This window comes from Micromonospora sp. WMMD1082 (assembly GCF_029626175.1).
In the GTDB taxonomy this organism is placed as follows: domain Bacteria; phylum Actinomycetota; class Actinomycetes; order Mycobacteriales; family Micromonosporaceae; genus Micromonospora.
In genome coordinates this window covers 1,982,640-2,008,807 of the sequence record NZ_JARUBM010000002.1, presented here as the reverse complement: position 1 = coordinate 2,008,807, position 26,168 = coordinate 1,982,640, and the positions used below count along the sequence as shown (strand labels likewise).

Below are 26,168 nucleotides of genomic sequence, written 5' to 3'. Positions count from 1 at the left end.
CCGGTCAGGAGAGCGCGGAGAAGCGCTGGACCTGATCGATGGTTCCCTCGACGATGAGCGTGCTGTCCCGGGTGAGTTCCAGACCGTCGGAGACGTAGCGGTAGCGGTTCTCGCCGGGCTGCCGGACCCCGATCACCCGCACGCCGTAGCGCTTCAGTCGCACCTCGCTCGTGGGACGACCGACCAGCGTCTCCGGCACGCGGATCCGCGCGATGGCGAAGGCGTCACCGAACTCCACGAAGTCGAGCATCCGGCTGGCGATCAGATGCGCCAGCCGTTCGCCCGTCTCCGCCTCCGGGAAGATCACGTGGTGCGCGCCGACCGAGGAGAGGATCTTCGCGTGCTGGCCCGACGTGGCTCGTGCCCAGATCTGGGGTATACCGAGTTCCACCAGCGCGAGCACGGTCAGCACGCTGGCCTCCACGGAGGCGCCGATGGCCACCACCACGCGTTGCACCTCCGACAGGCCGAGCTGGCGCAGCGCCGCCCCGTCCGTGGCGTCGGCCTGCGCCACCTGGTCGAGCACCGGCGACCACTTCTGCACCTGCTGGGCGTTGTGGTCGACGGCAAGCACCTCGTGGCCGAGCGCGTTGAGTGATTCGGCCAGGTGACACCCGAATCGGCCGAGGCCGATCACGGCGATGCCGCCGGACGGATTCCTATCCGACAATGGGTTGCTCCTCTGGGTAGCGGTAGAGCCGGCGCCGGGTGTTCAGGGCGAGCGCCGAGCCGAAGGTGAGCGGGCCGACCCGGCCGACGTACATCAGGATGGTCAGCAGGAACTGGCCCCCGTCGGACAGCGACGACAGGACGCCGACCGAGAGTCCGGCGGTGCTGAACGCCGAGGTGACCTCGAAGAGCGCCGCGTGGAACGGGAGCTTGTCGGTCATCGCGATCAGCGCGGTGGTGCCCACGGCCACGATCGCGACGCTGAGCAGCGCGACGGTGAGCGCCTGCCGCTGGCTGGACGTGGCGACCCGGCGCCGCCCGACCGTGACGTCCGGCTCGCCGCGGATCTCCGCCCAGATGACGAAGGCGAGCAGGAAGAAGGTGGAGACCTTGATCCCGCCGGCCGTACTCGTGCTGCCGCCGCCGATGAACATCAGCCCGATCAGCAGCGGGTAGCTCTCCTCCCGGAGCGCGTCGGTCGGCATCACCTGGAAGCCGCCGGTGCGGGCCAGCGCGATCTGGGTGAACGCGGCGAGCACCTTGCCCGGGACGTCGTACTGGCCGACGGTCCACGGGTTGGCCCACTCGGTGGCCAGCAGCACGACGGCGCCGCCGCCGATCAGGGCGGCGCTGCCCCAGATGGTCAACTTGGTGGCGACCGCCCAGCGCGCCGGCCGCCGCCACTCCCGGACCGCCTCGAACAGGGCCGGAAAGCCCAGCCCACCCACGATGGCGCCGAGGGCCAGCGGCAGGCTGACCCAGGGGTCGCGGGAGAAGGCCAGCAGGCCGTCGGCGTAGAGGGAGAATCCGGAGGTGTTGAACGCCTGCACGGCGTGGAAGGCCCCGGTCCACAACGCCCGCCAGAACGGATAGTCGTAGGTCAGCCAGAGCCGGGCGGCGACGAGGACCGTCATCGCCAGTTCGCAGGCGAACATCGTCGTGGCGATGTGCAGCAGCAGCCGGCGCAGGTCGCCGAGCCCGTACTCCGCTGTCTCGGCCTGCACCAGCATCCGATTGTGCAGGCCGAGCCGCCGGGACACGGTAAGGATCACCAGCGCGGCACCGGTCAGGATGCCGAGCCCGCCGAGCTGGGTGAGAACGGTGATCAGCACCAGGCCGGAGCCGGACCAGTAGTTCGGGGTGTCGGTGACGGCCAGGCCGGTGACCGAGATCGCCGAGGTGGCGGTGAAGAGCGCGGTCAGGAACGGGGTGTGCTGGTACTCGATGGTCATCGGGCGCAGCATCAGCAGGCCGGTGCCGATCAGGATCGCCACCAGGAAGGCCAGCGGCACCAGCCGCACCGGGTGACGAAGTAGCCGACGCACCAGACAATCTTCCGATTCCGCACGTTTCCCGGGTGCTGAAATCGGAATCCCGAGGATTCACCGGGTGGTCAGGTGCGGACCAACTGGCGGTCAGGAGGACAGGGTCTGCTGGGCCGGTTCCCCACGAGAAGGAGACCGCGTTGCGACGTACCCTTTCCGTCCTCGGCGTGTCGGTGGCCCTGCTCGCCGCCGCCGTGGCAACGCCCACGATGGTCGCCTCGGCAAAGCCGGCGGGCGACGCGGACCCGGCCCGGGTGGGCGACCAACCCATCGTGATCGGCCACCGGGGCGCCAGCGGCTACCGGCCGGAGCACACCCTGGAAGCCTACCGGCTGGCCATCCGGATGGGCGCCGACTACATCGAGCCGGACCTGGTCGCCACCGCCGACGGCGTGCTGGTCGCCCGGCACGAGAACGAGATCAGCGGTACGACCGATGTGGCGGCCCGGCCCGAGTTCGCCGACCGCCGCACCACCAGGACCATCGACGGCGTGTCGGTGACCGGCTGGTTCACCGAGGACTTCACCCTCGCCGAGCTGCGGACGCTGCGCGCCAAGGAGCGGCTGCCGCAGGTGCGGGTGACCAACACCGCCTTCGACGGGCAGTTCCTGGTGCCCACCTTCCAGGAGGTGATCGACCTGGCCCGGGTCGAGGGGAAGGCACGTGGCCGGGTCATCGGCGTGTACCCGGAGACCAAGCACCCGACGTACTTCGCCTCGATCGGGCTGCCGCTGGAGGAGCCGCTGGTCCAGGTGCTGCGCCGCAACGGGTGGACGAAGCGGAACTCACCGGTCATCGTCCAGTCCTTCGAGACCGCCAACCTGCGGCGGCTGGATCGCATGATCGACGTACGGCTGGCCCAACTGCTCGACGCCTCCGGCCGCCCGTACGACTTCACCGTCTCCGGCGACGCCCGCACCTACGCCGACCTGGCCACTCCCGCCGGCCTGAAGTGGATCGCCCGCTACGCCGACGGGATCGGCGCCAACAAGAACCTGATCGTGCCGCGCGACGCGACCGGCAAGCTGCTCGCCCCGACGACCCTGGTCCGGGACGCGCACCGGGAGAAGCTGATCGTGCACGCCTGGACCTTCCGGGCGGAGAACCAGTTCCTGCCGGTGGACTTCCGCATCGGCACCGACCCGAACGCCCGCGGTGACATCCAGGCCGAGTACGAGCTGTTCTACCGCCTCGGCCTCGACGGCGTCTTCACCGACCACCCCGACACCGCCGTCGCCGCCCGCTCCGCCCTCCCCCGCCGCTAACGCCCGCCCGCTACGCGATCTTGGATGGTTGCCGTTCCGCGAGTTCCGCGCTAACGGCAACTGTCCAAGTCACCCGGTCTCTTCGGGACGCTGCGCAGGCGCGAAGAGGGCGCAAGATCCGCGCAGTTTCAGGGATACTGCTGCCTCAACTCCGGCTGAGGCAGCAGTATCAGGGAAGTTGCGCGGATCATGAACCCGGCCGGGACGTTTTGTCACCGGTGCGCTGTGGTGGGGCTCCATCTACCGGTCAGATCGCGCCTTTGCATGGCGCGAACGGGTGTAGCGAGCCCAGGAAAGTTGGCTGGCTTATCGGCCGGGCTGGTCGGCGACGAAGGTGCCGCGGCCGGGTTGGCCGGTGATCAGCTCGCGGTCGTGCAGGAGCGACATTGCCCGGTAGGCGGTGTTCACGCTGACGTTGTACATATCGGCGATCTGGCTGGTGGACGGCAGCTTGTCGCCGGGCTTCAACTCGCCGCTCTTGATCTTTGCGGCGAAGTCGTTGGCGATGACTTTGTAGGGCGCTGGCGCTGTGGGCATGGCGAAGACTCCGGTTGGTTCGGCGACTCCGATCCTGCCCTACCTACACAAGTAACTGCAACAAGTTGGAATGCCGCGCAACTCAGGGTCGACCATAGCTAGATACTGGTGTAGGTTGACGCTTGTCCGGCTCCGGTTGGTTCGGCAAGCCTCGGGGGTCGGGCTCGAAAGAGGGCTCTGGGGTCGTACCGCCAAAGGAAGGCTGCGGTCCTGGAGTCGGCGGCCCGGTCGGCGCTCCCCCTTCCGTCGACCGGGCCGTCTCCAGGTGACATGGCGACGAGGAGGACTCGTGCGTAACCTGCTCAACCTGTTCCGGCCGAGTGCGTGTCGACGGGCCCGGTTCGCACCGGGGGCGCGGCGGTGAGCGCCGGTCGTTTCGTGGTGCACCTGCCGGTGCGGGTCAGGGATGTGGCCGCCGCACAGCGGTTCGCCCGGACGATCACCCGTGCGTTGAGCTTCTTCCGCAACATCGAGGCGGCCGGAACGACCGTCTCGACCGAGGACATGCAGTGCGTACGCCACTGGGTGTTCTGCGACCAGCCCCTCGACGGCGGCGGTCGCTGCGTCCGGCCGCACGACCACGACGAACCCTGCCAGCGAACGGATCGAGCGTGATCATGCGATCATCTCTCCATCTGGCGCGGGCCTCGTGGCGGGGCGGACCGTGAGGGCGGACCGTGGGGGTGGGCGACACATGATGGCGGGGCGTCGTGGGAGTGCTGCCTATCGCCCGGCCGGGCCGTCACTGCCGGGTCGTCGAGGCTGTAACGGTGGGCCACCCCGACCCTGTTACTTGTGTGTTTCCGCCACATAGCCCGTGGGTGACGTCACTTCTAGCGTGAGCCGACACATAAGGTTTCCTTCCTCTGAGTCCTCACGTGGAGTCGCAATGACGGTCCGGACGACACGGCGGGTGTTCCTGTCCGCCGCCACGATGATGGCCGCGGCGATCGCCGCCACGGCCTGTGGCAGCCCCCAGGACACCGCCAACGGCAGCGGCGACAGCGCCGCACCGGTGAAGGTTGGTCTGGTCTACTCCCAGTCGGGAGCGCTGGCCAGTTACGGAAAGCAGTACATCGAAGGGTTCAGGGCCGGCCTGGACTTCGCCACCGACGGCACCAACAAGGTGGGCGACCGGGCCATCGAGATCACCGAGGTCGACGACGCTGGCGACCCGGCGAAGGCGGTCTCCGCGGCCAAGGACCTGATCGGCAAGGGCAACAAGATCATCGCCGGTTCGACGGCCTCGGGCGTGGCGTTGCAGGTGGCCCCGATCGCCGCCCAGAACAAGGTCCTGTTCATCTCCGGGCCGGCCGCCACCGACGCGGTGACCGGGGCGAACAAGTACACGTTCCGTTCGGGCCGGCAGTCGTACCAGGACGTGGTGACCGCCCGGTCGTTCATCGGAGACCCGGCCGGCAAGAAGGTCGTGGTCTTCGCCCAGGACGGCGCCTTCGGCGACGCCAACGAGGCGGCCGTCAAGGAGGTCATCGGCGGGGCCGGCGCGACCGTGAGTGCCGTCCGGGCCCCGGCCAGCGCCACGGAGTTCACCCCGTTCGCCAGCCAGATCAAGTCCGCCAAGCCGGACCTGCTCTTCGTCGCCTGGGCCGGCACCACCGCACCGGCGATGTGGCAGACCCTCGACCAGCAGGGCGTGCTCACTTCCACCACCGTCGTCACCGGCCTGGACATCCGGGCCTCCTGGCCCACCTTCGGCGCGGCCGGCACCAAGATCTCCTTCCTGTCGCACTACTTCGACGGGGCCAGCGACACCGAGGCGGCCAAGGCCGCGAAGGCGAAGATCCCCGGCGGCACGCTCGACCTGTTCCACCCGGACGGTTTCGCCGCCGCGCAGATGGTGGTCCGCGCCGTGGCCGAGGGTGGCGACGACGTCGAGAAGATGGTCACCGCGCTGGAGGGCTGGAGCTTCGAGGGTGTGAAGGGCACCACGACCATCCGCGCCGAGGACCACGCCCTGCTCCAGCCGATGTACCAGGCGAGCCTGACCGGCAGCGGCGACAGCTTCACCGCGACCGCCGCGAAGGCGCTCACCGGTGAGGAGACCGCGCCGCCGGTCCAGGCGATGAAGGGCTGAGGCAAGAATGCTCGCCACCCGCGGTCTGACCTGGCGGATCGGTGAGGTCGCCATCGTCGACTCCGTCTACCTCGACCTGGCACCCGGGGAGTTCCTCGGCGTGATCGGGCCCAACGGCGCCGGCAAGACCTCGCTGTTCAACCTGATCACCGGCCTGCGCCGGGCCACCGAGGGCCGGGTCACCCTGGACGGGCAGGACATCTCGTCCCTGCCGCCGCACCGGCGGGCCCGCCTCGGGCTGGGCCGTACCTTCCAGGCGTCCTCGGTCTTCGGCTCGCTGAGCGTGCGGGAGAACGTCCGGCTCGCCGTGCAGGCGTACCGCGGGGGTTCGATGAAGCTGTGGCGGCGGGCGGCGGCCGACCGGGAGGTCGCCGCCGCCGCCGACGCGGCGCTCGACCGGGTGGGCCTGGCCCACCGGGGTACGGCGCTGGCCGGCACCCTCGCCCACGGCGAGAAACGCAAGCTGGAGATCGCCCTGCTGCTCGCCGGTGAGCCCCGGGTGATGCTGCTCGACGAGCCGATGGCCGGGGTCAGCGCCGAGGACGTGCCCGAACTGGTCCAGGTGATCCGGTCGCTGACCGGCGACAGCGGCCGGGCGGTGCTGATGGTCGAGCACCACATGGACGTGATCCTGGAACTGGCCGACCGGATCGCCGTGATGCACCACGGCGCGCTGCTGGCCTGCGACACCCCGGAGACGGTGATGGCCAACCCGACCGTGCAAGAGGCCTACCTGGGGGAGGCGCTATGACCGAACCGGTACTCGTGGTCGAGGATCTGTCGGTGCGGATCGCCGGGCTGCACATCCTCCAGGGCGTGTCGTTCACGGTGGCCCCGACCGGCGTCACCGTGCTGCTCGGCCGCAACGGCGTCGGCAAGACCACCACGCTGCGCGCCATCGTCGGGCTGACCCCCCGCAACGGCGAGGCGCGCGGCACGGTCCGGATGGGCGCCCAGACGCTGCTGTCCCAGCAGACCCACCGCCTGGTCCGCGGCGGGCTCGGCTACGTGCCGGAGGACCGGTGCGTCTTCGCCGGCCTCACCGTCGCGGAGAACCTGCGGCTCGCCGAGCGGCGCGGCACCATCCCGGCGTACGACCGGGTGTTCGCGCTCTTTCCGGAGTTGGACCGGCGCTCCCGGCAGCGGGCCGGCTCACTGTCCGGCGGGCAGCAGCAGATGCTCTCCATCGGCCGGGTGCTGCTCAACGACAACCGGCTGCTGCTGGTCGACGAGCCGACCAAGGGGTTGGCGCCGAAGGTGGTGACCGAGGTGGCCGAGGTGCTGGACCGGGTGGCGGAGTCCGTGCCGGTGCTGCTGGTGGAGCAGAACCTGGCCGTGGTGCGGCGGCTGGCCCGGGACGCGGTGGTGCTCGCCGCCGGCAAGGTGGCCTGGACCGGTGACGCCCAGGAGTTGCTGCTGGAGACCGCGCTGACCAAGTCGCTGCTCGGTGTCGGCTCGGCGGAGGTGCACCACTGATGGACGCGGTCATCCTGCTGACGTTGACCGGGCTCGGTCTGGCGGCGCTCTACTTCCTGGTCGCCTCCGGCCTCTCGCTGGTCTTCGGTCTGGCCGACGTGCTCAACTTCGCGCACGGCCTCTTCCTCGGCGTCGGGGCGTACGCCACCTGGTGGGCGGCGGGGAATCTGCCCGGCGCCGGGCCCGACGGCCTCGGGTTCGTCGTCGCCGTCGCCTTCGGGGTGGCGGCCGGCACGCTGATGGCGGTGCTGGTCGAGCTGGTGCTGATCCGCCCGCTCTACTCCCGCACCATCGAGCAGGTGCTGGTCACCGTGGGTCTCTCGCTCGCGGGCGTGGCGCTGTTGCAGGCCACCTGGGGTGCGGACGCGCGGCCGTTCCCGCGCCCGGAGTGGACCCGCCAGGTGACCTCGATCCTCGGCGCGCAGGTGCCCAACGGCGGACTGCTGCTGATCGTCGCGGCGGTGCTGGTGCTCGCCGCGATCCTGGCCTTCCTCCGCTGGACCCGGTACGGCCTGATCATCCGGGCCGGGGTGGAGAACCGGGAGATGGTCACCGCGCTCGGCATCGACGTACGCAAGGCGTTCACCCTGGTCTTCGCCATCGGTGGGGCGGCGGCGGCGCTGGCCGGCGCGCTGGGCAGCGTCTACTTCGGCACCGTCTCGCCCCAGCAGGGCGGCTCGCTGCTGATCTTCGCGTTCATCGTGGTGGTGATCGGTGGAATGGGTTCGGTGGTCGGCTCCGCGTACGCGGCCGTCGCGGTCGGGCTGCTGCAACAGTTCGTGAACTACTACGGCACCTCCGGGCTGGGTGACATCTGCGTGGTGGCGCTGCTGGCCGTGGTGCTGCTGCTGCGCCCGCAGGGCATCGCCGGAAAGGTGGCTACGGCATGACCGAGGTCAAGAGTCCCGAGGTGCCGGCGCCGCCGGCGGCGGTACCCGACGAGCTGACGCCGGGCGACGGGCGGCTGCACCGGATCCGCCCCTTCGTGCCGCTGGCCGTGCTGGCGGTGGCGCTGATCCTGCCGTACTCGACGCTGCACCTGCCGGGCATCTTCGAGGGTGCGCTGAACGAGCCGGGCACCCTGCAACTGCTCGCCGTCTGCCTGGTCTTCGGCGGCCTGGCGGCCGGCTACGACCTGCTGTTCGGGCGTACCGGGATGCTCTCCTTCGGGCACGCCCTCTACTTCGCCGCCGGGGTGTACGGCACGGACATCCTGGTCACCCGGGCCGGGCTGCCGCTGTGGCAGGCGGCGCCGCTGGCCATCATCGGCGGGGCCACCCTCGCCGGGCTGATCGGCGCGGTGGCGCTGCGTACGGTCGGCATCGCCTTCGCCATGGTGACGCTGGCCTTCGCCCAGGTCGGTGCGATCCTGGTGGCCCGCGACTTCGGTGGGCTAACCGGGGGCGAGGAGGGGCTGCCGCTCGACGTCTCCGGGGTGCCCGACGCGCTGGTCGGGGTGAGCAACACGGTCAACCTGTACTGGCTGGCGCTGGCGTACCTCGTGGTGGTGGTGTTCGTGGTGCACCGGGTCAGCGGCTCGCCGACCGGGCGGGTGCTGGCCGGCCTGCGCGACGACGAGCGGCGCATCGGGGTGCTCGGGTTGGACCCGTACCGCTTCAAGCTGGTCGCCTTCACCCTGGCCGGCGGCCTCGCGGCGGGCGGCGGGGTGGTCTACTGCCTGATCGTCGGCGGTGCCTCGCCGCACATCACCAGCAGTGAGCTGACCCTGTCGCTGCTGGTGATGGTGGTGCTCGGCGGCCCGGGTACGCGCTGGGGCCCGGTCCTCGGCGGCATCCTCTACGTCTACCTGGACCACCGCCTGGTCTCCTTCGGCACCTCCGACGCGGTGGACGCGCTGCCGGCGTTCCTCAGCCGGCCGCTGTCCCAGCCGCTCTTCGTCCTCGGCACCGTCTTCATCCTGGCCGTCTACTTCTTCCCCGGTGGCCTGGCCAGCCTCGCCCCCCGCCTCACCCTGCTCCGCAACTCCCTGCGCCTCGGCCCCCGCCGACAGGGTTGATCATGAGGTTGGCGGGGCGCCCAACGGCGTGTCGCCCCGCTAACCTCATGATCGCTGGAAGACGACGGCGGGAGGGGTGCGGGTCGTGGGTGAGCGGTGGGGCGTGGTCAGTGGTGGGGGTACGGGGATCGGGGCGGCCGTGGCGCGGGCGCTGGTCGCGGAGGGATGTTCGGTGCTCGTCGTCGGACGGCGGGCGGACGTGCTCGCGGCGACGGTCGAGCGGATCGGGGCCGACACCGGCCGGCCGGACGCGATCCGGGCCGTGACGGCGGATCTCGCCGATCCGGAGCAGGTCGGGCGGGTCGTCGAGGCGGTCGGCGGTCGGCCGGTCGACGTGCTGGTCAACAACGCCGGCGGCTACCTCGGCGGCGACGACGGCACGCTGGCCGGGGTCGCCGCGCAGTGGCGGGCCAACCTGGACGCCAACGTGCTCACCGCGGTGTTGCTGACCGAGGCGCTACTGCCGGTGCTGCGGCGCCCAGGCGGGCGGGTGATCCTGGTCAGCTCCATCGCCGCCCAGCGCGGCGGCGGTGGGCCCTACTCGGCCGCGAAGGCGGCGTTGCACGGCTGGGCGTACGATCTGGCGGCCCAACTCGGGTCCGAGCAGATCACGGTCAACGTGGTGAGCCCCGGCTACGTCGCCGAGACGGAATTCTTCGGCGACCGGATGACCCCGGAAGGTCACGCCCGGCGGGTGGCCCAGACGTTGGTCGGGCGGGCCGGGGTGCCGGACGACGTCGCCGAGGCGGTGCGCTACCTGGCCAGTCCCGCCGCCGGCTATGTCACCGGGCAGGTCCTCGGCGTGAACGGCGGTTCGGTGCTCGGCCGCTGACCGCCCCGTCGACCTCAGCGCTGCGTCGGTGTCGGTGTCGGTGTCGCGTCAGCGTCAGCCGTTGAGCAGGTCGTACGCCGCCTTCGGTGCCTGTTGCGCCGCGTCCTCGGTGAACGCGACGACCTCCGGGGCGGCACCGAAGTCGAAGTACTCCACGACGTACTGCGACGCCTTCTGCTTGCCGGCCGCCGGAATGTCCAGGATGAGCGAGGAGAGGTTGCCCTCCGGGTCGACCACGGCGGTGAACGGGATCTGCGCGGCCTCCCCGTCGAGGGCGGCCAGGCCCTCCAGGATGTCCACCAGCTCCGGTTCCGTGGCCAGGTCGACCAGGCCGGTGTACGTGCCGGCCTCGCCGGCCTGGACGTCCGTGGCCGCGCGGACGATCGCCTCGACGTTGCCCGGGTCGGTGCCCTCGTACGTGGGCAGGGAGTCGGCACCCTCGATCTTCGTCGGGTCCAGTTCCATCCATCTGGTGGGCAGCTTCATCAGCTTCTGGATGTTCTGGGCGCCCTTGAAGTTCACCTTCATCCAGGTGCGCGACTCGACCATCCGGAAGGACATCTCCAGGGTGAAGTCCTTGTCCTTGGTGACGGTGTCGATGTCCATGCCCCGGTTCGCCGGGTCGACCACGCCCGAGACGTCGCCGGAGGTGTCGCGGGTGGTGAAGCGGAACGCCGGGTCCTGCTCGCCCGGCACCGACGCCAGCAACTGCTGCTTGGGGTCGGGCGGGGAGGCCGCCGGGTCCTTGTCGTCGCAGGCGGCGACCAGGGTCGCGGCCAGCAGGGCGACCGCGCTGGCCGCCACCCGCCGGGTCATGGCGGTGGTGCCGGTTCGCTGAGTCATCTCGTCTCTCTTCCGCGGATCGACCCGAATCGTATGTCAGGTGCCCGGCCACCGGTGGCGCGGCGCGGTCGCGTACGACCCATCGATCGCTGGCGTCGCGCGGTCGCGGGCCTGAGCCCGGTCACGGTCGCCGCGCGGCCGGGGACGGTGCCGGGAGTCGCCGGGCGGGCGACGCTGGTAGAAACGTCGGATGAGCCAGGAACGGACGGCGGTCCGGCAGCGGGCCGAGGCGGTGCTGCGGCGGCTGGCCGGCGAGGGTGCCCGGCTCCGCGAGGACCAGTGGCGGGCGATCGAGGCGCTGGTGGTGGACCGGCGGCGGGTGCTCTGCGTGCAACGCACCGGGTGGGGCAAGTCGGCGGTCTACTTCGTGGCCACCGCGCTGCTGCGCGACCGTCCCACAGCACCCGGCTCACCCGCCGCCGGCCCGCCGGTCACCGCCGGGGATGGCGGAGCCGGTCCGGCCGGGCCGACGGTGATCGTCTCTCCGCTGCTGGCGCTGATGCGCAACCAGGTCGAGGCGGCGGCGCGGGCCGGCATCCGGGCCCGGACCATCAACTCGGCCAACCTGGAGGAGTGGGACGAGATCACCGCCGAGATCCACGCCGGCACGGTGGACGTGCTGCTGATCAGCCCGGAACGGTTGAACAATCCGGACTTCCGGGACGGCGTGCTGCCGAGGCTCGCCGCGACCACCGGCTTGCTGGTGGTCGACGAGGCGCACTGCGTGTCGGACTGGGGGCACGACTTCCGGCCGGACTACCGGCGGCTGCGTACCTTCCTTGGCAACCTGCCCGAGCGGACGCCGGTGCTCGCGACGACCGCCACCGCCAACGCCCGGGTCACCCGGGACGTGGCCGAGCAACTGGGCACCGAGCTGACCGCGGCGGCCGGGCAGCGACCGGAGGTGCTGGTGCTGCGGGGCAGTCTGGACCGGGAGTCGCTGCGGCTGGGCGTACTCGACCTGCCGAGCCCGGCCCACCGGCTCGGCTGGCTCGCCGACCACCTGGACCGGCTCCCCGGCTCGGGCATCATCTACACGCTGACCGTCGCCGCCGCGACCGAGACCGCCGATTTCCTCCGCTCGCGCGGCTGGTCGGTGGCCGCGTACACCGGGCAGGCCGAGGACGCCGACCGCCGCGCGGCGGAGCAGGACCTGCTCGACAACAAGATCAAGGCACTGGTCGCCACCAGCGCGCTCGGGATGGGCTTCGACAAACCGGACCTCGGCTTCGTGGTGCACCTCGGCGCGCCACCGTCGCCGATCGCGTACTACCAGCAGGTCGGCCGGGCCGGTCGGGCCGTCGAACACGCTGAGGTCCTGCTGCTGCCCGGCGCCGAGGACGCCGCCATCTGGCGGTACTTCGCCTCGCTGGCCTTCCCGCCCGAGCACCAGGTCCGCGCGGTGCTCGCCGCCCTGCACACCGACCGGCCGCTGTCGACGCAGGCCCTGGAGCCCCTGGTCGACCTCCGCCGGGCCCGGTTGGAGCTGATGCTCAAGGTGCTCGACGTCGACGGCGCGGTCCGCCGGGTGCGCGGCGGCTGGCTCGCCACCGGCGAGCCGTGGGTCTACGACGAGGCCCGGTTGCGCCGCGTCGCCGCCGCCCGCGCCGCCGAGCAGCAGGCGATGATCGAGTACGCGTCGACGACCGGCTGCCGGATGCGCTACCTGCGCGAGTGCCTGGACGACGCGGAGGCGGTCGACTGCGGCCGGTGTGACCGGTGCGCCGACGCGCTGTTCACGCCGGAGGTGTCGGCGGCCGCGCTGACCGCCGCGCAGACCTTCCTCGGCCGCCCCGGCGTGCGGATCGCGCCCAAGAAGCTCTGGCCGACCGGGCTGGATTCGGTCGGCGTACCCCTGAAGGGGCGCATCGCCCCGGCGGAGCAGGCGCTGCCGGGGCGTGCCGTCGGTCGGCTGTCGGACCTCGGCTGGGGTGGCCGGCTGCGCGGCCTGGTCGGGCCGGGCACGCCGGACGGCGAGGTCCCCGACGACGTGGTGGCCGCCGTCGTCGAGGTGCTCAAGGCATGGGCGCACGGGGACGACCCCTGGCCGAGCCGCCCGGCCGGAGTGGTCGCGGTCGACTCCCGCACCCACCCGGTGCTGGTCGGCTCGCTGGCCGAGCGGATCGCCGCCGTCGGGCGGCTCCCACTGCTGGGCCGGGTGACCTCGACCCGCGCACCGGGCAACGGCGGGCCGGGCGCGGGCGGGTCGCGGGGCAACAGCGCCCAGCGGGTACGCGCCCTGCACGGCACCCTCACCATTCCCGGGGAACTCGCCGACGCCCTCACCGCCCTGACCGGCCCGGTGCTCCTCGTCGACGACCTGGTCGACACCGGCTGGACCATGACCATGGCCGCCCGCCAACTCCGCCGCACCGGCGCCCCCGCCGTCCTCCCCCTAGCCCTAGCCCTAGCCCTCGCCGCCTAACCCCACCCCCCGGCCCTAACCCCACCCCCACCCCGCCCCCACCCCCACCCCCACCCCCACCCCCCACCCCCCACCCGCCCCGGCGATCTTGCACTTTCTGTCGGTACGTAACGGGCGAATGCCTCATCACGGCGACACAAAGTGCAAGATCGTGGGCTGGGTCGGGGCGGGGGTGGGGTTGGGTGGTGTGGGCGAGGGGGCGGGGCGGGCGGCGGTACGGTGGGCAGCATGGCTGACCAGGAACCCGACGCACCCGCGCTCGGGTCGGTGCGGGTTGTCGATCGGCCGTCGGCGGAGGTCGCTGTGGATCCCGCTGTGGTGTCGGCGACGCCGGACCGGGCCACGCTGCGGCTGGCCCTGGTGGTCGGCGGGCTGGTGCTGGCCGTGCTGCTCGGGTTCGGGCTGGGCCGGATCGGCGACGGTCGCGCCGCGACCGCCCCGGGTGGGGCGGACAGCGCGTTGACCGACCACACCCACGCCGCCGGTGTCGGCGCGCACTCGCACGGCGCCGACCAGGCCGCGGCCGCCGAGGCCGGTGGTCTGGCGGTCAGCCGCGACGGCTACACGCTGGCCCCGCTCGCCGCCGAGTTCACCGCCGGGCAGCCCGGTGAGCTGCGCTTCCAGATCCGCGACGGGCAGCGTCGGGCGGTCACCCGGTTCGCGGTGGTGCACGACAAGCCGATGCACGTGATCGTGGTGCGCCGGGATATGACCGGCTACCAGCACCTGCACCCGACCATGGCGGCGGACGGCACCTGGTCGGTGCCGCTCACGCTGCCGCAGCCCGGCATCTGGCGGGCGTACGCCGACTTCACGGCCCTCGCCGACGATGGCCGGCAGACGGCGACGACGCTCGGCGTGGACCTGGTCGCCCCCGGCGACTACACCCCTCGCGCCCTCCCCGCGCCGGCGACCACCACCACGGTCGACGGGTTCACCGTCGCATACCAGGGCAGCCCTCAGCCTGGGTTGACCGTGCCGGTGAGCTTCCGGGTCACCGGCCCGGAAGGCACCAGCCCGGTGCTGGCGCGTTACCTCGGCGCGTACGGGCACCTGGTCGCGCTGCGCGAGGGTGACCTCGGCTACCTGCACGTGCACCCGGAGGCGGAGCTGGTCGGCGGCGCGATCCAGTTCTGGCTGACCACGCCGGGGCCGGGGCGGTACCGCCTCTACCTGGACTTCGCCACCGGCGGTGAGGTGCGCACGGCCGAGTTCACGGTCTCCGTGCCGTAGGGCGGGGAGGGCGTAGGGGGCGCTGTCGGCTCAGCCGGTCCGGCGGATCGGCGCGGCGGTGGAGTCGGTGGGGCGGCGGATCGGCCGGCGGGCAAGGTACCGCAGCAGGTCCCGGATGTGGTGCTTCTCCTCGACCGGCACGGCCGGATCCGCCAGGCGTTGCAGGATCACCCGCACGTCGGCCTCCACCGGACCGTCGTCGCCCCGCCGCCACGATCCCTGGCCGGCGTCCGGCAGGCCGAGCGCGCGGAAGGCCGCCGCCACCGGCAGGTCGAGCGCGGCACAGAAGCCGCGGACCTTGGCCAGTTCGGGGTAGTCCTGCCAGTCGCCGGCGAGCCAGCGGAAGACGGTCGAGCGGCCCACGCCGGTGTGGGCGGCCAGGTCGGTGACCGTCCACCCGCGTTCCTCCCGGGCGTCGTCGATGGCACGGCGCACGAAGCGTGCGAACGCCATCTGCGGCGAAACCTCTGCCGAACCCATCCGGTGGGTCTTCCCTCCCGACCGGCACCCGACGGTGCGTTCTTCGAGAGTAGTACGGGAAGGGTGCCAAACAGTTGACTGATCGACGAGGCGATCACGGTGGCGGAAACCGAATCCGCTACGCGGCTGGTGGCAGCTGTGCGAGCAGGGTTTCCAGCCGGGGTGTGATCCGCCACTGCGCCACCAGGTCCCGATACTCCGTGCGCTGGGCGGCGGTCGGGTCGGCCTCCGTGCGCCGGGCGCGGATGAGCAGGTTGCGGGGGGTGTGCGCGGAGTCGACGAACTCGACCACCTCGGCCCGGTAGCCGTGCAGCCGCAGCAGCCCGGCCCGCAGCGCGTCGGTGAGGACGTCCGCGAAGCGCTCCCGCAGGATGCCCTGCCGGGTCAGCATCTCGTACGGCGCCGGGGTCGGCCGGCTACGCAGCTGCCCGGCGATGTCGTGGTGGCAGCACGGCGCGGCGAGCACCCAACGCGCCTTCCAGTGCACCGCCCGGGCGAGTGCCTCGTCGGTGGCGGTGTCGCAGGCGTGCAGCGCGAGCACCAGGTCGGGGGCCGGCTCGACGGCCGTGTCGGCGATGGTGCCGGCGACGAAACGCACCCGGTCGGCCCAGCCGAGCCGCGCGGCCAGCTCGCTGTTGCGGCGGCGCTGGTCGTCCCGTACGTCCACGCCGACCAGCTCGACGTCGAGGCCGAGCCGGGAAAGATAGCGGTACGCGGCGAAGGTCAGGTACGCGTTGCCACAGCCCAGGTCGACCACGCGCAGCGGGCGGCCCCACTCCTCGGCCAGCCCGGCGGGGAGCGTGGCGCTCAGCGCCCGCAGGAAGGCGTCGACCTGTCGCCGCTTCGCCGCCGAGCCACCGATCTCGGCGAAGATCGGGTCGCCGGGGTCGAGCAGATACTCCTTGGCCCGGTCGTGTCCGGCTGCCGTCGCCGCAGCGGCCGGCCGGGCCGCCGTCGTGCGGTGCACCTGAGCCTCGCCCGACTTGGTGACCCGCAGTTGCAGGGTCGTGTCGGCGGTCTCCACGTGCCAGTTCCCGAACGGTTCGGCCAGCAGCGCCGCCACCGCCGCGTCCGCCTCCGGCCCGGGGCTGACGTTGCGGGTGTACGGCCGGGCGCCGTCGGAGGTGGAGATCTGCAGCCGGTGGCCCGCCTTGAGGGCGACCGGCCGCAGCTCGGCCCGGAGCACGGAGGGGCGCTGGCCGCGCCGCCGACCGGCCGCCACGGCCCGGGTCAGCGCGGGGCCGAGCAGCAGCGAGCGGACCTCGGCCAAGGCGGAGTCCAACGGTTCGGGCATCGCTCAATCTTCCACGGGTGATCGGACGGCACGGGAACCGGCATCGGCACGGAAGCGCCGCCGGGCTCCCCGCCGGGCCGCCGTGGCGCCGAGCTGGTGGCACGGGAACCGGTATCGGCACGGAAGCGTCGCCGGGCCCTCGCCGGGCCGCCGAGCTGGCGCGGGTCGGGCAGGTGGGGTGCCGCCCGGGCGGCGCGAACCGGCCCTGAGGGGAGGCTCGCTCGGCCGCCGGCCGGGCGGCGCACGGTCAGTCGGTGGTCGCCTCGGCCGGCGTACCGCTGGCGGAGCCGGCACCACGGCGACGCCGACGGCGACGCGGACGCGGTGCGGCCTCGCCGGTGGGGCTCTCGCCGCCGGTGGCCTCGGCGGGGGCGGTCTCGGCGGGGGCGCTGGAGCCGGCCGTCGCGGCGGCGTCGGTGGCCGTCAGCATCTCGCCGGCCCGGCGGCGTCGACGGCGACGGGGGGTGCGAGCGCCCTCGTCGTCGGCGGTGGGGCCGGTGCCGGTGGACTCGGTGGCATCCGGCGCGGCGGCGGCGCCGCTGCCCTGCCCGCGACCGCTGCTTCCGCGCCCTCGCTCGCCACGACCGCCGGCACCGCGACCGTCGCCCTCGCCGCGACCACGGCGTCGGGTGCCGCGCGGCTCGCCCCGGCGGGACCGACCGCCACCCAGGTCCTCCTCGACCTCCGCGGCCAACCCGGCGCGGGTGCGCTCGGCGGTCGGCAGGGTGCCGGTGATCTCGGTGGAGATGTGCAGGTCCGTGTAGAGATGCGGGGAGGTGTGGTACGTCTCCGGCGGCTCGGGCATGTCCAGCCCGAGGGTCTTGTCGATGATCCGCCAGCGGGGCATGTCGTCCCAGTCGACGAAGGTCACCGCGACGCCGCTCGCTCCGGCCCGGCCGGTACGGCCGATCCGGTGGGTGTAGGTGTCCTGGTCTTCCGGGCAGTCGTAGTTGATCACGTGGGTGACGCCGCTGACGTCGATGCCACGGGCGGCCACATCGGTGGCGACCAGGGTGTCGATCTTCCCGGCCCGGAACGCCCGCAGCGCCCGCTCCCGGGCGCCCTGGCCGAGGTCGCCGTGCACCGCCGCGACCGCGAAACCACGGAAGTCCAGGTCCTCGGCGACCCGGTCGGCGGCTCGCTTCGTACGCGTGAAGATCATGGTCAGGCCACGGCTCTCGGCCTGGAGGATCCGGGCCACGATCTCGATCTTGTTCATCGAGTGGGTGCGGTAGACCAGCTGCTCCGTCTGCGGGGACGGGCCGGTCTCGGCGGTGTGCCCGGCGTGGATCGTGATCGGGTGGCGCAGGAAGCGCCGGGACAGCGTCACGATCGGATCCGGCATGGTCGCCGAGAAGAGCATGGTCTGCCGGTCCTCCGGCAGCATCGCCAGGATCCGCTCGACGTCGTCGAGGAAGCCCAGGTCGAGCATGCGGTCGGCCTCGTCCAGCACCAGGGCTCGCACCCCGTGCAGGCGCAGGTGCTTCTGCTTGGCGAGATCCAGCAGGCGGCCCGGCGTGCCGACGAGGATCTCCACGCCCTTGCGCAGCGCGTCGATCTGCGGCTCGTACGCGACGCCACCGTAGATCGGCAGGACGCGTACGCCACGGGTGCGGCCGGCGGCGGCGATGTCCTTGGCGACCTGGATGCCCAGCTCACGGGTTGGTACGACGACCAGGGCCTGCGGCAGCCCGTCGCCGCCCTCGTCCGGCGCGAAGACCCGCTCCAGCAGCGGTACGCCGAAGCCGAGGGTCTTGCCGGTGCCGGTCGGCGCCTGCCCGATCAGGTCGGCACCGCGCAGCGCGATCGGCAGAGCGTATTCCTGGATGGCGAAGGCGCGGGTGATGCCGGCGGTGGCCAGCGCGTCGACGGTCTCGGCACGCGCGCCGAGCTCGGCGAAGGTCGGTGCCTCCGGTCGGACCGGGGCGGTCGGGGCCAGTTCCTGGCCGTCGATGAGGTCTTGAATCGGCTCGCTCATGTGGATTTGGGGGTGCCCTCTCGTGGGTGCGCCCCGTCATGTCCTCAGGGCGCTCTCGGTATGGCGCGGGCCACACGGTCGGCGGCGAATCGCCGGGCGGACCGGGCCGCACGCGCGCCGTAGGTCGGACTTCGACCGGGATCGGAGCTGACTCCGGCCGGGATCGGCGCCTACGGCAACTCCTCCATGCTACCTGAACGGGCCAAACGCCGTCCCGATTCCGAGGGGGCAAGCGCCACTGGAAAGGTTTGCATGTGACTCGTATCACTCGTGTCGCCCCGAATGGGGCGGGCAGCACCGCGCTGAGTGGGTGCGCTGTCGAGGGGGTGCGCCCGGCGGAAGCCTGCGCACACGAGATCACCAATTACCGTCGGACGGGCCGACGGGCTCCGCGCTCGGCGTGCTGCCCGGTATGCCGGGGTGTCGGCGCCGTCGGGGTTGCGGGCGAGGTGCCACGGACGACACGACGGCGGCCTGCGTTCCGGCGGCCGACCGCCGCGCACACCGCGCGATGGCCGCCGCCGGACTCGGCGAGCGTCAGCGGACGGTGAAGCCGACCGCCCGGGGAGACGCCTCGGCGATCTCGACGTAGGCGACCTTGCCCACCGGCACGATGATCCGTCGACCCTTCTCGTCGGTCAGGGAGAGGGTGCCCTCGCCCCTGGCGACGGCGTCGGTCACGATCCGCTCGATCTCGGCCGGCGACTGCGCGCTCTCCAGGACCAGTTCGCGCGGCGCGTACTGCACGCCGATCTTGACCTCCACTGTGCCTCCTCCGTCGGGCGGAATGGCCGCCCTGCGAAGGCTATCCGATCACAAGGTCGGAGTTCAGGCTGACTCACCTTGCAGCGGGAAGCTCGCGATGCCCCGCCAGGACAGCGCGGCGACCAGCGCCTCCGCCTCGGCCTTGGGCACCTGGCGACCGCCGGCCAGCCAGAACTGCGCGGCCGTCTCGGCCGCGCCGACCAGGCCGGAGGCGAGCAACTCGGCGTGTGCCCGGCTGACCCCGGTGTCGGAGATGATCGTGTCGGTGATCGCCGCGATGCAGCCCTGCTCGACCCGCTCCACGCGCTGCCGCACGGCCGGCTCGTTGCGCAGATCAGACTCGAAGACCAGGCGGAAGGCCTCGCTCTCGTGGTCGACGAAGTCGAAGTACGCCCGCACCGACGCGCTGACCCGCTCCTTGTTGTCGGTGGTGCTCGCCATCGCGTCGTGCACCTTGGCGACGATCGCGTCACAGTGTGTGTCGAGCAGCGCGAGGTAGAGCTCCATCTTCCCGGGGAAGTGCTGGTACAGCACCGGCTTGGAGACCCCGGCCCGCTCGGCGATGTCGTCCATGGCCGCAGCGTGGTAGCCCTGCGCGACGAACACCTCCTGAGCAGCGGCGAGCAGCTGCTTGCGGCGCGCCGAACGGGGTAGGCGCGTGGGTCGGCCGGCGGTTTGGGCGCCGTTCCCCACAGCGGTCATGGGAACCTCCGAGGTTGTCGTACGGGCCGGCATTTCACCCGAACCGGTCGGGGGCCCCTCGGCCCCTCGCGGAATTGGCCCGCCGCTGTAACTTATCGCCACTGTCGCCACACGGTAGCCTCAGCGGGGGCGACCAAGGAGCGCGCGGTGAGTGAAACAGGGCAACCCGGTGCCGCCACCCCGGGAGAGCACGGTGACGGGACGGGTCAGCGCGATGACCTGGCCCGTTCCGGCAACGGGTGGGCCCCGCCGCCGGCCGACTGGTCGTGGGACGCGGAGGGCACGCGGGGCTCCGGCGCGGCCTGGCCGCAGCCCGAGCCGACCTCCGGGTGGGCCACCGCGTCGTCACGCCACGCTGATCTGCCCGCCCCGACCGGTGAGCGGACGGAGCCCGATCTGCCCGTCCGGGTCAACGGCAACCATGTCAACGGCCACCACGTCAACGGGGCGCACCCCGTTGACGAGTCGCCGGCCGGCCGGCACTTTCCGGTGAGCGCCCCGCCCGGTCTGCGCGGATCGGGCCGCGATCCGAGCAATGATCGGCTCGTCGTGCCGGCGCCACGTCCCGTCCCGGCCGGTGAGCAGCCGGTCACCTCGCCCACCGGGCTACCGACCTCGGCGCCGCCCGCCGCGCAGGTGCCCCCTGTCGGCACCGCCGCCTCCGGCTTCGAGATGCCGCCCGGTCTGCACGCGCCCACTGCGGAGCGGGCCGGGGAGGAGCCGCCGGCGAGCGGCCGGCCGCGCGGGTGGGATGACGCGTACCCGCCGGCTGCCGAGCCCCGCCCGGTGCCGCCGGCCACGGATCAGGCCGCCGGGCAGGGTGATCGGCCGGCGGCGTCCGGTGCCGACCAGCCCGCCGGCTGGGCGGTGGGGTCGCGAGCCGACCGATCCGGCGGTTGGCCGACTGCCGAGCGATCGCCTGCCGAGCAGCCGGCTGCCGAGCGCTCGCCCGCCGAGGCGGACCGGCCGAGCTGGGCGCTGCCCGACCCGGTCAGCGACTGGGCGCCGTCGTGGGCGCGCGACGAGAGCGAGCACGCCGGCCACCGGTCGCCGGAGGTGCCGCCCCCGAACTGGGCCAGTGAGCCCAACCGGCCCTATGAGCCGGTACGCGCCGAGCCGACCCGCCCGTACGAGGCGGTGCCCGTCGCGCGGCCCCGTCCGTACGAGCCGCCCGGGCCGAATGTCGACCCCGACGCCGACCCCGGCCAGCAGCAGTCCGTCGCTCCCGACCCGGCCGACCGGCCGGCCTGGGCGACGGCCGAACCGACCAGTGCGCCGCCGGCCGACGAGCGGCCCTCCTGGGCGCGTACGACCAGCGGGCCGCCGGCCGAGGAGCGTCCGTCGTGGGCGCGTACGACCAGCGCGCCCTCTGCCGAGGAGCGGCCCTCCTGGGCGCGTGCGGCCGGCGGGCCGCCGGCCGAGGAGCGTCCGTCGTGGGCCGTACCCCCGGTGAGCGGTGCGCCGGCAGGCGAGAGCCTGCCCTGGGGCGCGCGGACCGAGGAGGGCCTGCCCTGGGGCGCCCGGTCCGACGGTCAGCCGGCCGACGAGCGCCTGCCCTGGGCGCTCCGCCCGGCCAGCGCTCCACCCGCCAGCGGCCGGCCCGCCGGTGCCGGACCCGCCAGCCTCCGCCCGGCCAGCGCTCCACCCGCCAGCGGCCGGCCCGCCGGTGCCGCACCCGCCGGCCTCCGCCCGGCCAGCGCTCAATCGACCAGCGCACCGGCCGGCGCGGCGTCGACCAGCGCTCCGGCGACAAGCGGATCCGACGCGCCACCGACGAGCGGCCAGGCCGGCGCGCCACCACTGGGCGTGCCGAGCCGTGGCGAGAGGCCGACCGAGCCCGCCTCTCCGCCGGTCACCCCGGCCCAGTCGGCCTCCGAGGTCCCCGGATATCGACCGTTCCGGCTCCGGCCGGTCCCGGACGAACCGGCCGCTGCCCCGCCCGCGCCGGCTGCCACCCCGACCGGCCCGACCTCGGTGCCGGCCGTGACCGACCCGGCGGCCGGTCCGGACGTCGGGCCGGTCCCAGGTGGGTCCGGTGGCCGTGAGCGCACCCCCACCGCGCCCGTCCCGACGAGCGCAGCCCCCTACGCGGCACGCCGATCCGCGCCCGATCCGGTCGCGCCGACGGAGCCGGCCGACGACCGGGCGCCGGACAGCACCTCGGCGGTGTTGCCGCAGCGCGTCCCCGCCGAACCGGACGTGCCCGTTGTGCCGGAGCCGCCAGCCGTGGAGCCACCCGCCGAAACCCCGGAACTCGCCCGGATCGCCACCCATCTCCGTCGTGACGACGAGCCGGCCCCGCTGCGGGACCGCCCCGAGGGCTTCGATGTCAACGCGATCCTCGCCGCCGTCCGCGGCGTCGAGGGAGTCCGCGACGCGGCCCTGCGCCGCACCCCTGCCGGCGCACACAGCCTGCGCCTCGACCTCTCCGACGGTGCCGACCCGGCCGAGGTGAGCCGTCAGGTCGCCCGCCTGCTCCAGGAGCGGATGGGGCTGGCCGCGGCGCCGCGCACCATGCCCGGGGCCGCCGCCGTGCCGGTGCGCCGCCGGTCCGCCGAGACCCGGAGCGAGGGGGGTGAGGCGCGTCCGTCCGCCGAGCCCCGCCGCCCGTCCGCCCGACCCGCCGGTGCCCGGACGGAGACGCCGCCGAGCCGGCCGGACGCCGTACCGGAGACCTCACGACGGCGACGGCAGTCGTCCGCCCCGCACCGGGGCCGGGCGATCGTGGAGGACCCGGGTCCGCCGGGCAGCCCGGCGACGCTCGCCGCCTCGTACTCCGGCGGGCAGCTCACCACGACCGAGTCGGCGCCCTCCCGGCCGCTGGACACCGGCGGAGTCCCGGGCCCCCGGGTGGTGCTCGACCACGTGCAGGTCAGCACGTTCGGGCTGGACGCCACGGTCGAGGTGCGGCTGATCGCCGGCGAGCAGAGCTCCGCGGGGTACGCGACCGGGCCGGCCGTCGACGGGTACGTGCTGCGGCTCTGCGCGGTGGCCGCCGCCGCGGCGATCGACGAACTGCTGCGCGCGGGCGGCACCACGGCGGAGCGCGGTCGGTGCTTCGTGGAACATGCCGCCGTGGTGCCCTTCGGCAACTGCGAGGTGGCCACCGTCGTGGTGCTGCTGGTCTGCGACGGCTGGGTCGAGCAGTTGGCCGGTTCCGCCCTGGTGGCCGGGGATCCCCGGCAGGCGGTGGTGCGGGCCACCCTGGCGGCGGTGAACCGGCGGCTGGAGGCGTTGCTGGCCTGAGCGGCCGGGCAAACTGGAACGGTGAAGCCTGCCACCCTCTGGCCCGACCGGCTGCTGCCCGCCCACTCGATCCCGCCGCCCTGGCCGGGTCGTGAGGTACGCATCGACGGGGCGATCACCTACGTACGGGAGACGCCCGCGACCGGCCCGGACGCCGAGCCGGCGCTGTACGTGCACGGTCTGGGCGGCTCGTCGCAGAACTGGACGGACCTGGCCGGCCTGCTCGCCGACCGGCTCGACGGTCAGGCGATCGACCTGCCGGGCTTCGGCCGCAGCGAGCCGGGCCGGCGCTACACGGTGCCGGTCTTCGCCGAGCGGGTGATCCGTTGGATCGAACACTCGGATCGCGGGCCGGTGCACCTGTTCGGCAACTCGCTGGGCGGGGCGATCTCGGTGCGGGTGGCCGCCCTCCGGCCGGATCTGGTCCGGACGCTGACCCTCGTGTCGCCGGCCCTGCCGTTCCTCGACTTCCGCCGCTCGTTGCAGGGTCGGATGCTGCCGCTGCTGGCGATCCCCCGGGGCGAACGACTGGCCGCCTGGCGGCTGGCCCAGGTGGCCCCGGAGGTGATGGCCCAGCAGGTGATGGAGGCGTGTGTGGCCGATCTCAACCGGATCTGCGACCAACGCCGGCAGGAGGCGCTGGAGGAGATCCGCATCCGGTACGAGGCGGAGCACTACGCGGCGGCCTACGTCCGGACGTTCCGTGGCCTGGTCTACAGCTTTGTGCGGTCGTACCTGCCGGGGTCGGGATCCCTGTGGCGGATGGCCCGCACGGTGAGCGCACCGGCGTTGGTCATCGGGGGCCGGCAGGACCGGCTGGTCGACGTGCGGGTGGCACCGCAGACCGCCCGGGTGATTCCGGACAGTCGACTGTTGATGATCAACGGTGTCGGTCACGTGGCGCAACTGGAGGTGCCGCGCCTGGTGGCCCGGGCCGTGCTGGGGCTGCTCACCGAGACGGGGGAGTCCGCTCGCCGGGCTGACCTGGCAGGATGACCGGGTGCGCAGCCCTGGTAGTCGTCATCGGCCGGCTCATTCCGCTGGTCGTCATGCCGCCCAGCGCAGGCCGTACCGGCACGACCGATCCGTGGATCGAGCGGGCGGTGGGCGGTCCTGGCTGCGCCGGCCGGGCGCGCTGATCCGGGTTGCCGTGCTGCTGACGGCGGTCGGCGCCGCGGTGGCGATGGTGGCCGGTGGCACCGGCACGCCGCAGGGTGCGGCCGGCGAACTGCCCCCGGTGACGTCCCCGTCGGCGGCGGCACCGCCACCGACCCCGGAGTCCGCGCCGTCGCCGACCGGCGTACCCCCGTCGCCCGAGCCGCCGGTGTTGCAGGAGCCGGGGGCGGTCCCGTCGACCGGTCCGGGTCGGTTCGGCTATGCCGACCGGTCCGGCCCGGTGCTGGGTACGGCCGGTGACATCCGGCGCTACCGGGTCGCGGTGGAGTCCGGCTCCGGCGTGGACGCGGGTGAGTTCGCCCTGGCGGTGCGCACCGCGCTGGCCGGGCCGGGAAGCTGGGTGGACGGCGGGCAACTGCGGCTGCGGCAGGTGGCCGGCGACTCCCGGTACGACTTCACCGTCTACCTGGCCACGGCCCACACTGCGGGCCGGATGTGCGTCGCCGGGGGCGTCGACATCAGGATCGGCGGCCGGCCGTACACCTCCTGCCGGACGTCGGGCAAGGTGATCATCAACCTGGACCGGTGGCGGCTGTCGGTGCCGCACTTCGTGGCGGACGGCGTGCCGCTCTCGGTCTACCGGACCTACGTGATCAACCACGAGGTCGGGCACCAGCTGGGCAACCGGCACGAGCGCTGCCCGGGGCAGGGTGAGCCGGCGCCGGTGATGATGCAGCAGACGCTGTTCCTGAAGGGGTGCGTCGCGAATCCCTGGCCGTACCTGGACGGCCGGCGCTACGCCGGTCCACCGCTCTGACCGGCCCGGCCGCCGGGGACGCGCCCGGGCTCCGGCCCGGCAGGTGGTGCCCGGTGGCGACGGAGGCTCGCCAACGGCCGTACGGTAATGCGGCGGTATGCCGGAATTGGATGCGACGATGGCTGCATGCCCTCTTCACCCCTTTGGCGCGGCCCGGACCGGCGGGACCACCCGCCCGACCCGCACCCGCCTGGTTCCCGGCCGGCGGCCCGGCGCCGGCGGCGTCGGCTCACCGTGACCCTCGGGATCGTGCTGCTCCTCGCCGCCGCCTCCTCGGTGCTGCTGGCGCGCGCCGGCGACCGGGCGGCCGAGCCGGAACCGGGTGCCCGCAGCCGGCTCGGCTACGGAGCGGGCGCGGACGAGCAGGACCGGACCAGCAGGTACCCGAGGGTCGGTGCCGGCAGCTTCGCGGTGGCCGGTGACGGCTCTCCGGTGCGGGGCGAGGAGGGGCCGGTGACCCGCTACCGGGTGGCCGTCGAGCAGGGCACCGGCCAGGATCCGGACGCCTTCGCCGCGGACGTCGACGCGGTGCTGGCCGACCCGCGCAGCTGGATCGGCTCCGGCGGGCTGCGCGTGCAGCGGGTCGCCGGGGCGGTACCCGCGGACTTCACCATCTACCTGGCCACCCCGCTCACCTCGGAGGCGATGTGCGCCGAGGGCGGGCTCAGCACGGAGGGCTACACCTCGTGCCGGCTGCCCGGGAGAGTGATCATCAATCTGGCGCGCTGGCTGGAGGCGGTTCCGGACTACGGGGCGCCGATCGAGGTCTACCGGGCGTACGTGATCAACCATGAGGTCGGGCACGAGTTCGGGGAGGGACACGAGGCGTGCCCCGCACCGGGACGTCCGGCGCCGGTCATGCAGCAGCAGACGTACGGGCTGGACGGCTGCCTGCCGAACCCCTGGCCGATCCTGGACGGCCACCACTACTCCGGCGATCTCGTCGACTGACCGCCCGGCGCGACCGCCCAGCCCGCCCGGTGTCGCCGGCCAGCCCGACCGGTGCGGCTATTCCCGCTCCCGTATAGCGGGCGACGTGTCCCTGCTCATGGT

The 26,168-nt window shown here is 73.2% G+C and carries 23 protein-coding genes; 14 read left to right on the top strand and 9 right to left on the bottom strand.

All coding sequences use genetic code 11. The features are described from left to right. Positions 1 to 4: 4 nt before the first annotated feature. Together O7615_RS09490 and O7615_RS09485 are read right to left on the bottom strand one after the other, a co-directional pair. The gene (locus tag O7615_RS09490) at positions 5 to 670 is read right to left on the bottom strand and encodes a TrkA family potassium uptake protein (protein ID WP_278177010.1); all 666 of its coding nucleotides are present in this window, start codon (positions 668 to 670) and stop codon (positions 5 to 7) included. After that, positions 660 to 1,994, bottom strand: coding sequence for a potassium transporter TrkG (locus O7615_RS09485; RefSeq protein ID WP_278177009.1), 1,335 nt, complete (start codon positions 1,992 to 1,994; stop codon positions 660 to 662). The genes O7615_RS09490 and O7615_RS09485 overlap by 11 nt, the downstream gene beginning before the upstream one ends. Positions 1,995 to 2,134: 140 nt before the next feature. On the opposite strand from O7615_RS09485, the gene O7615_RS09480 reads away from it, so the two are divergent. Continuing rightward, the gene (locus tag O7615_RS09480; RefSeq protein ID WP_278177007.1) at positions 2,135 to 3,259 is read left to right on the top strand and encodes a glycerophosphodiester phosphodiesterase; all 1,125 of its coding nucleotides are present in this window, start codon (positions 2,135 to 2,137) and stop codon (positions 3,257 to 3,259) included. 306 nt (positions 3,260 to 3,565) lie between these two features. Here the strand turns inward: O7615_RS09480 and O7615_RS09475 are convergent, their stop codons facing one another. Beyond that, entirely contained in the window at positions 3,566 to 3,796 is a 231-nt protein-coding gene (locus O7615_RS09475; protein WP_278177005.1) for a winged helix-turn-helix domain-containing protein, read from the bottom strand. A gap of 360 nt (positions 3,797 to 4,156) precedes the next feature. Between O7615_RS09475 and O7615_RS09470 the strand changes: the two genes are divergently transcribed. From O7615_RS09470 to O7615_RS09440, 7 genes are all read left to right on the top strand, one after another. Continuing rightward, positions 4,157 to 4,411: a hypothetical protein gene (locus tag O7615_RS09470; RefSeq protein ID WP_278177003.1), complete on the top strand. Its 255-nt coding sequence runs from the start codon at positions 4,157 to 4,159 to the stop codon at positions 4,409 to 4,411. A 274-nt stretch (positions 4,412 to 4,685) separates the two neighbouring features. Beyond that, a complete protein-coding gene (locus O7615_RS09465; RefSeq protein WP_278177001.1) occupies positions 4,686 to 5,891 on the top strand; it encodes a substrate-binding domain-containing protein in 1,206 nt (401 codons plus the stop codon). 7 nt (positions 5,892 to 5,898) lie between these two features. After that, positions 5,899 to 6,642 carry an ABC transporter ATP-binding protein gene (locus tag O7615_RS09460; protein ID WP_278177000.1) on the top strand — a complete coding sequence of 248 codons (744 nt, stop codon included), beginning with the start codon at positions 5,899 to 5,901 and terminating at the stop codon, positions 6,640 to 6,642. Further along, positions 6,639 to 7,367: an ABC transporter ATP-binding protein gene (locus O7615_RS09455; RefSeq protein ID WP_278176998.1), complete on the top strand. Its 729-nt coding sequence runs from the start codon at positions 6,639 to 6,641 to the stop codon at positions 7,365 to 7,367. The genes O7615_RS09460 and O7615_RS09455 overlap by 4 nt, the downstream gene beginning before the upstream one ends. After that, positions 7,367 to 8,257 (top strand): branched-chain amino acid ABC transporter permease, encoded by an 891-nt coding sequence (locus O7615_RS09450; RefSeq protein ID WP_278176995.1) that lies wholly within the window; start codon positions 7,367 to 7,369, stop codon positions 8,255 to 8,257. Before O7615_RS09455 ends, O7615_RS09450 begins: the two co-directional genes overlap by 1 nt. Beyond that, positions 8,254 to 9,384, top strand: coding sequence for a branched-chain amino acid ABC transporter permease (locus tag O7615_RS09445; protein ID WP_278176994.1), 1,131 nt, complete (start codon positions 8,254 to 8,256; stop codon positions 9,382 to 9,384). Before O7615_RS09450 ends, O7615_RS09445 begins: the two co-directional genes overlap by 4 nt. A gap of 85 nt (positions 9,385 to 9,469) precedes the next feature. Next, on the top strand, positions 9,470 to 10,216 hold the full coding sequence (locus O7615_RS09440) for an SDR family NAD(P)-dependent oxidoreductase (RefSeq protein WP_278176993.1): 747 nt from the start codon (positions 9,470 to 9,472) through the stop codon (positions 10,214 to 10,216). Between the two features lie 54 nt (positions 10,217 to 10,270). Here O7615_RS09440 and O7615_RS09435 read toward each other — a convergent pair whose 3' ends face one another. Beyond that, positions 10,271 to 11,059 (bottom strand): hypothetical protein, encoded by a 789-nt coding sequence (locus O7615_RS09435; RefSeq protein WP_278176992.1) that lies wholly within the window; start codon positions 11,057 to 11,059, stop codon positions 10,271 to 10,273. Positions 11,060 to 11,249: 190 nt separating this feature from the next. Between O7615_RS09435 and O7615_RS09430 the strand changes: the two genes are divergently transcribed. Both O7615_RS09430 and O7615_RS09425 read left to right on the top strand, forming a co-directional pair. Next, positions 11,250 to 13,484: a DEAD/DEAH box helicase gene (locus tag O7615_RS09430; protein WP_278176991.1), complete on the top strand. Its 2,235-nt coding sequence runs from the start codon at positions 11,250 to 11,252 to the stop codon at positions 13,482 to 13,484. Between the two features lie 228 nt (positions 13,485 to 13,712). Next, on the top strand, positions 13,713 to 14,717 hold the full coding sequence (locus O7615_RS09425) for a hypothetical protein (protein WP_278176990.1): 1,005 nt from the start codon (positions 13,713 to 13,715) through the stop codon (positions 14,715 to 14,717). Positions 14,718 to 14,747: 30 nt separating this feature from the next. On the opposite strand, the gene O7615_RS09420 is transcribed toward O7615_RS09425, so the two are convergent. From O7615_RS09420 to O7615_RS09400, 5 genes are all read right to left on the bottom strand, one after another. Next, the gene (locus tag O7615_RS09420; RefSeq protein WP_278176989.1) at positions 14,748 to 15,197 is read right to left on the bottom strand and encodes a helix-turn-helix transcriptional regulator; all 450 of its coding nucleotides are present in this window, start codon (positions 15,195 to 15,197) and stop codon (positions 14,748 to 14,750) included. Between the two features lie 118 nt (positions 15,198 to 15,315). Next, positions 15,316 to 16,491, bottom strand: a complete 1,176-nt coding sequence (locus O7615_RS09415) for an SAM-dependent methyltransferase (RefSeq protein ID WP_278176988.1) — start codon at positions 16,489 to 16,491, stop codon at positions 15,316 to 15,318. Positions 16,492 to 16,738: 247 nt separating this feature from the next. Beyond that, positions 16,739 to 18,469: a DEAD/DEAH box helicase gene (locus O7615_RS09410; RefSeq protein WP_278176987.1), complete on the bottom strand. Its 1,731-nt coding sequence runs from the start codon at positions 18,467 to 18,469 to the stop codon at positions 16,739 to 16,741. Between the two features lie 537 nt (positions 18,470 to 19,006). Beyond that, positions 19,007 to 19,234, bottom strand: a complete 228-nt coding sequence (locus tag O7615_RS09405) for a DUF3107 domain-containing protein (protein WP_099849490.1) — start codon at positions 19,232 to 19,234, stop codon at positions 19,007 to 19,009. A gap of 63 nt (positions 19,235 to 19,297) precedes the next feature. Then, positions 19,298 to 19,936 carry a TetR/AcrR family transcriptional regulator gene (locus O7615_RS09400; protein WP_131302398.1) on the bottom strand — a complete coding sequence of 213 codons (639 nt, stop codon included), beginning with the start codon at positions 19,934 to 19,936 and terminating at the stop codon, positions 19,298 to 19,300. 1,449 nt (positions 19,937 to 21,385) lie between these two features. Between O7615_RS09400 and O7615_RS09395 the strand changes: the two genes are divergently transcribed. The 4 genes from O7615_RS09395 (at position 21,386) to O7615_RS09380 (ending at position 26,066) form a co-directional block, all read left to right on the top strand. Continuing rightward, a complete protein-coding gene (locus tag O7615_RS09395) occupies positions 21,386 to 23,182 on the top strand; it encodes a hypothetical protein (protein WP_347405123.1) in 1,797 nt (598 codons plus the stop codon). Between the two features lie 21 nt (positions 23,183 to 23,203). Beyond that, entirely contained in the window at positions 23,204 to 24,178 is a 975-nt protein-coding gene (locus tag O7615_RS09390) for an alpha/beta hydrolase (protein ID WP_278176986.1), read from the top strand. A 91-nt stretch (positions 24,179 to 24,269) separates the two neighbouring features. Further along, complete coding sequence (locus tag O7615_RS09385) at positions 24,270 to 25,115, top strand: DUF3152 domain-containing protein (protein WP_278176985.1); 846 nt, start codon at positions 24,270 to 24,272, stop codon at positions 25,113 to 25,115. Positions 25,116 to 25,241: 126 nt separating this feature from the next. Continuing rightward, complete coding sequence (locus O7615_RS09380) at positions 25,242 to 26,066, top strand: DUF3152 domain-containing protein (RefSeq protein WP_278176984.1); 825 nt, start codon at positions 25,242 to 25,244, stop codon at positions 26,064 to 26,066. Positions 26,067 to 26,168 lie beyond the last annotated feature (102 nt).

What these genes read in the sequence shown, in the direction of transcription:
- O7615_RS09460 (WP_278177000.1), top strand. Translation starts at nt 5,899, where the DNA reads ATGCTCGCCACCCGCGGTCTGACCTGGCGGATCGGTGAGGTCGCCATC.
- O7615_RS09475 (WP_278177005.1), bottom strand. Translation starts at nt 3,796, where the DNA reads ATGCCCACAGCGCCAGCGCCCTACAAAGTCATCGCCAACGACTTCGCC.
- O7615_RS09465 (WP_278177001.1), top strand. Translation starts at nt 4,686, where the DNA reads ATGACGGTCCGGACGACACGGCGGGTGTTCCTGTCCGCCGCCACGATG.
- O7615_RS09425 (WP_278176990.1), top strand. Translation starts at nt 13,713, where the DNA reads ATGGCTGACCAGGAACCCGACGCACCCGCGCTCGGGTCGGTGCGGGTT.
- O7615_RS09450 (WP_278176995.1), top strand. Translation starts at nt 7,367, where the DNA reads ATGGACGCGGTCATCCTGCTGACGTTGACCGGGCTCGGTCTGGCGGCG.
- O7615_RS09380 (WP_278176984.1), top strand. Translation starts at nt 25,242, where the DNA reads ATGCCCTCTTCACCCCTTTGGCGCGGCCCGGACCGGCGGGACCACCCG.
- O7615_RS09445 (WP_278176994.1), top strand. Translation starts at nt 8,254, where the DNA reads ATGACCGAGGTCAAGAGTCCCGAGGTGCCGGCGCCGCCGGCGGCGGTA.
- O7615_RS09410 (WP_278176987.1), bottom strand. Translation starts at nt 18,469, where the DNA reads ATGAGCGAGCCGATTCAAGACCTCATCGACGGCCAGGAACTGGCCCCG.
- O7615_RS09455 (WP_278176998.1), top strand. Translation starts at nt 6,639, where the DNA reads ATGACCGAACCGGTACTCGTGGTCGAGGATCTGTCGGTGCGGATCGCC.
- O7615_RS09400 (WP_131302398.1), bottom strand. Translation starts at nt 19,936, where the DNA reads ATGACCGCTGTGGGGAACGGCGCCCAAACCGCCGGCCGACCCACGCGC.
- O7615_RS09435 (WP_278176992.1), bottom strand. Translation starts at nt 11,059, where the DNA reads ATGACTCAGCGAACCGGCACCACCGCCATGACCCGGCGGGTGGCGGCC.
- O7615_RS09415 (WP_278176988.1), bottom strand. Translation starts at nt 16,491, where the DNA reads ATGCCCGAACCGTTGGACTCCGCCTTGGCCGAGGTCCGCTCGCTGCTG.
- O7615_RS09420 (WP_278176989.1), bottom strand. Translation starts at nt 15,197, where the DNA reads ATGGGTTCGGCAGAGGTTTCGCCGCAGATGGCGTTCGCACGCTTCGTG.
- O7615_RS09430 (WP_278176991.1), top strand. Translation starts at nt 11,250, where the DNA reads ATGAGCCAGGAACGGACGGCGGTCCGGCAGCGGGCCGAGGCGGTGCTG.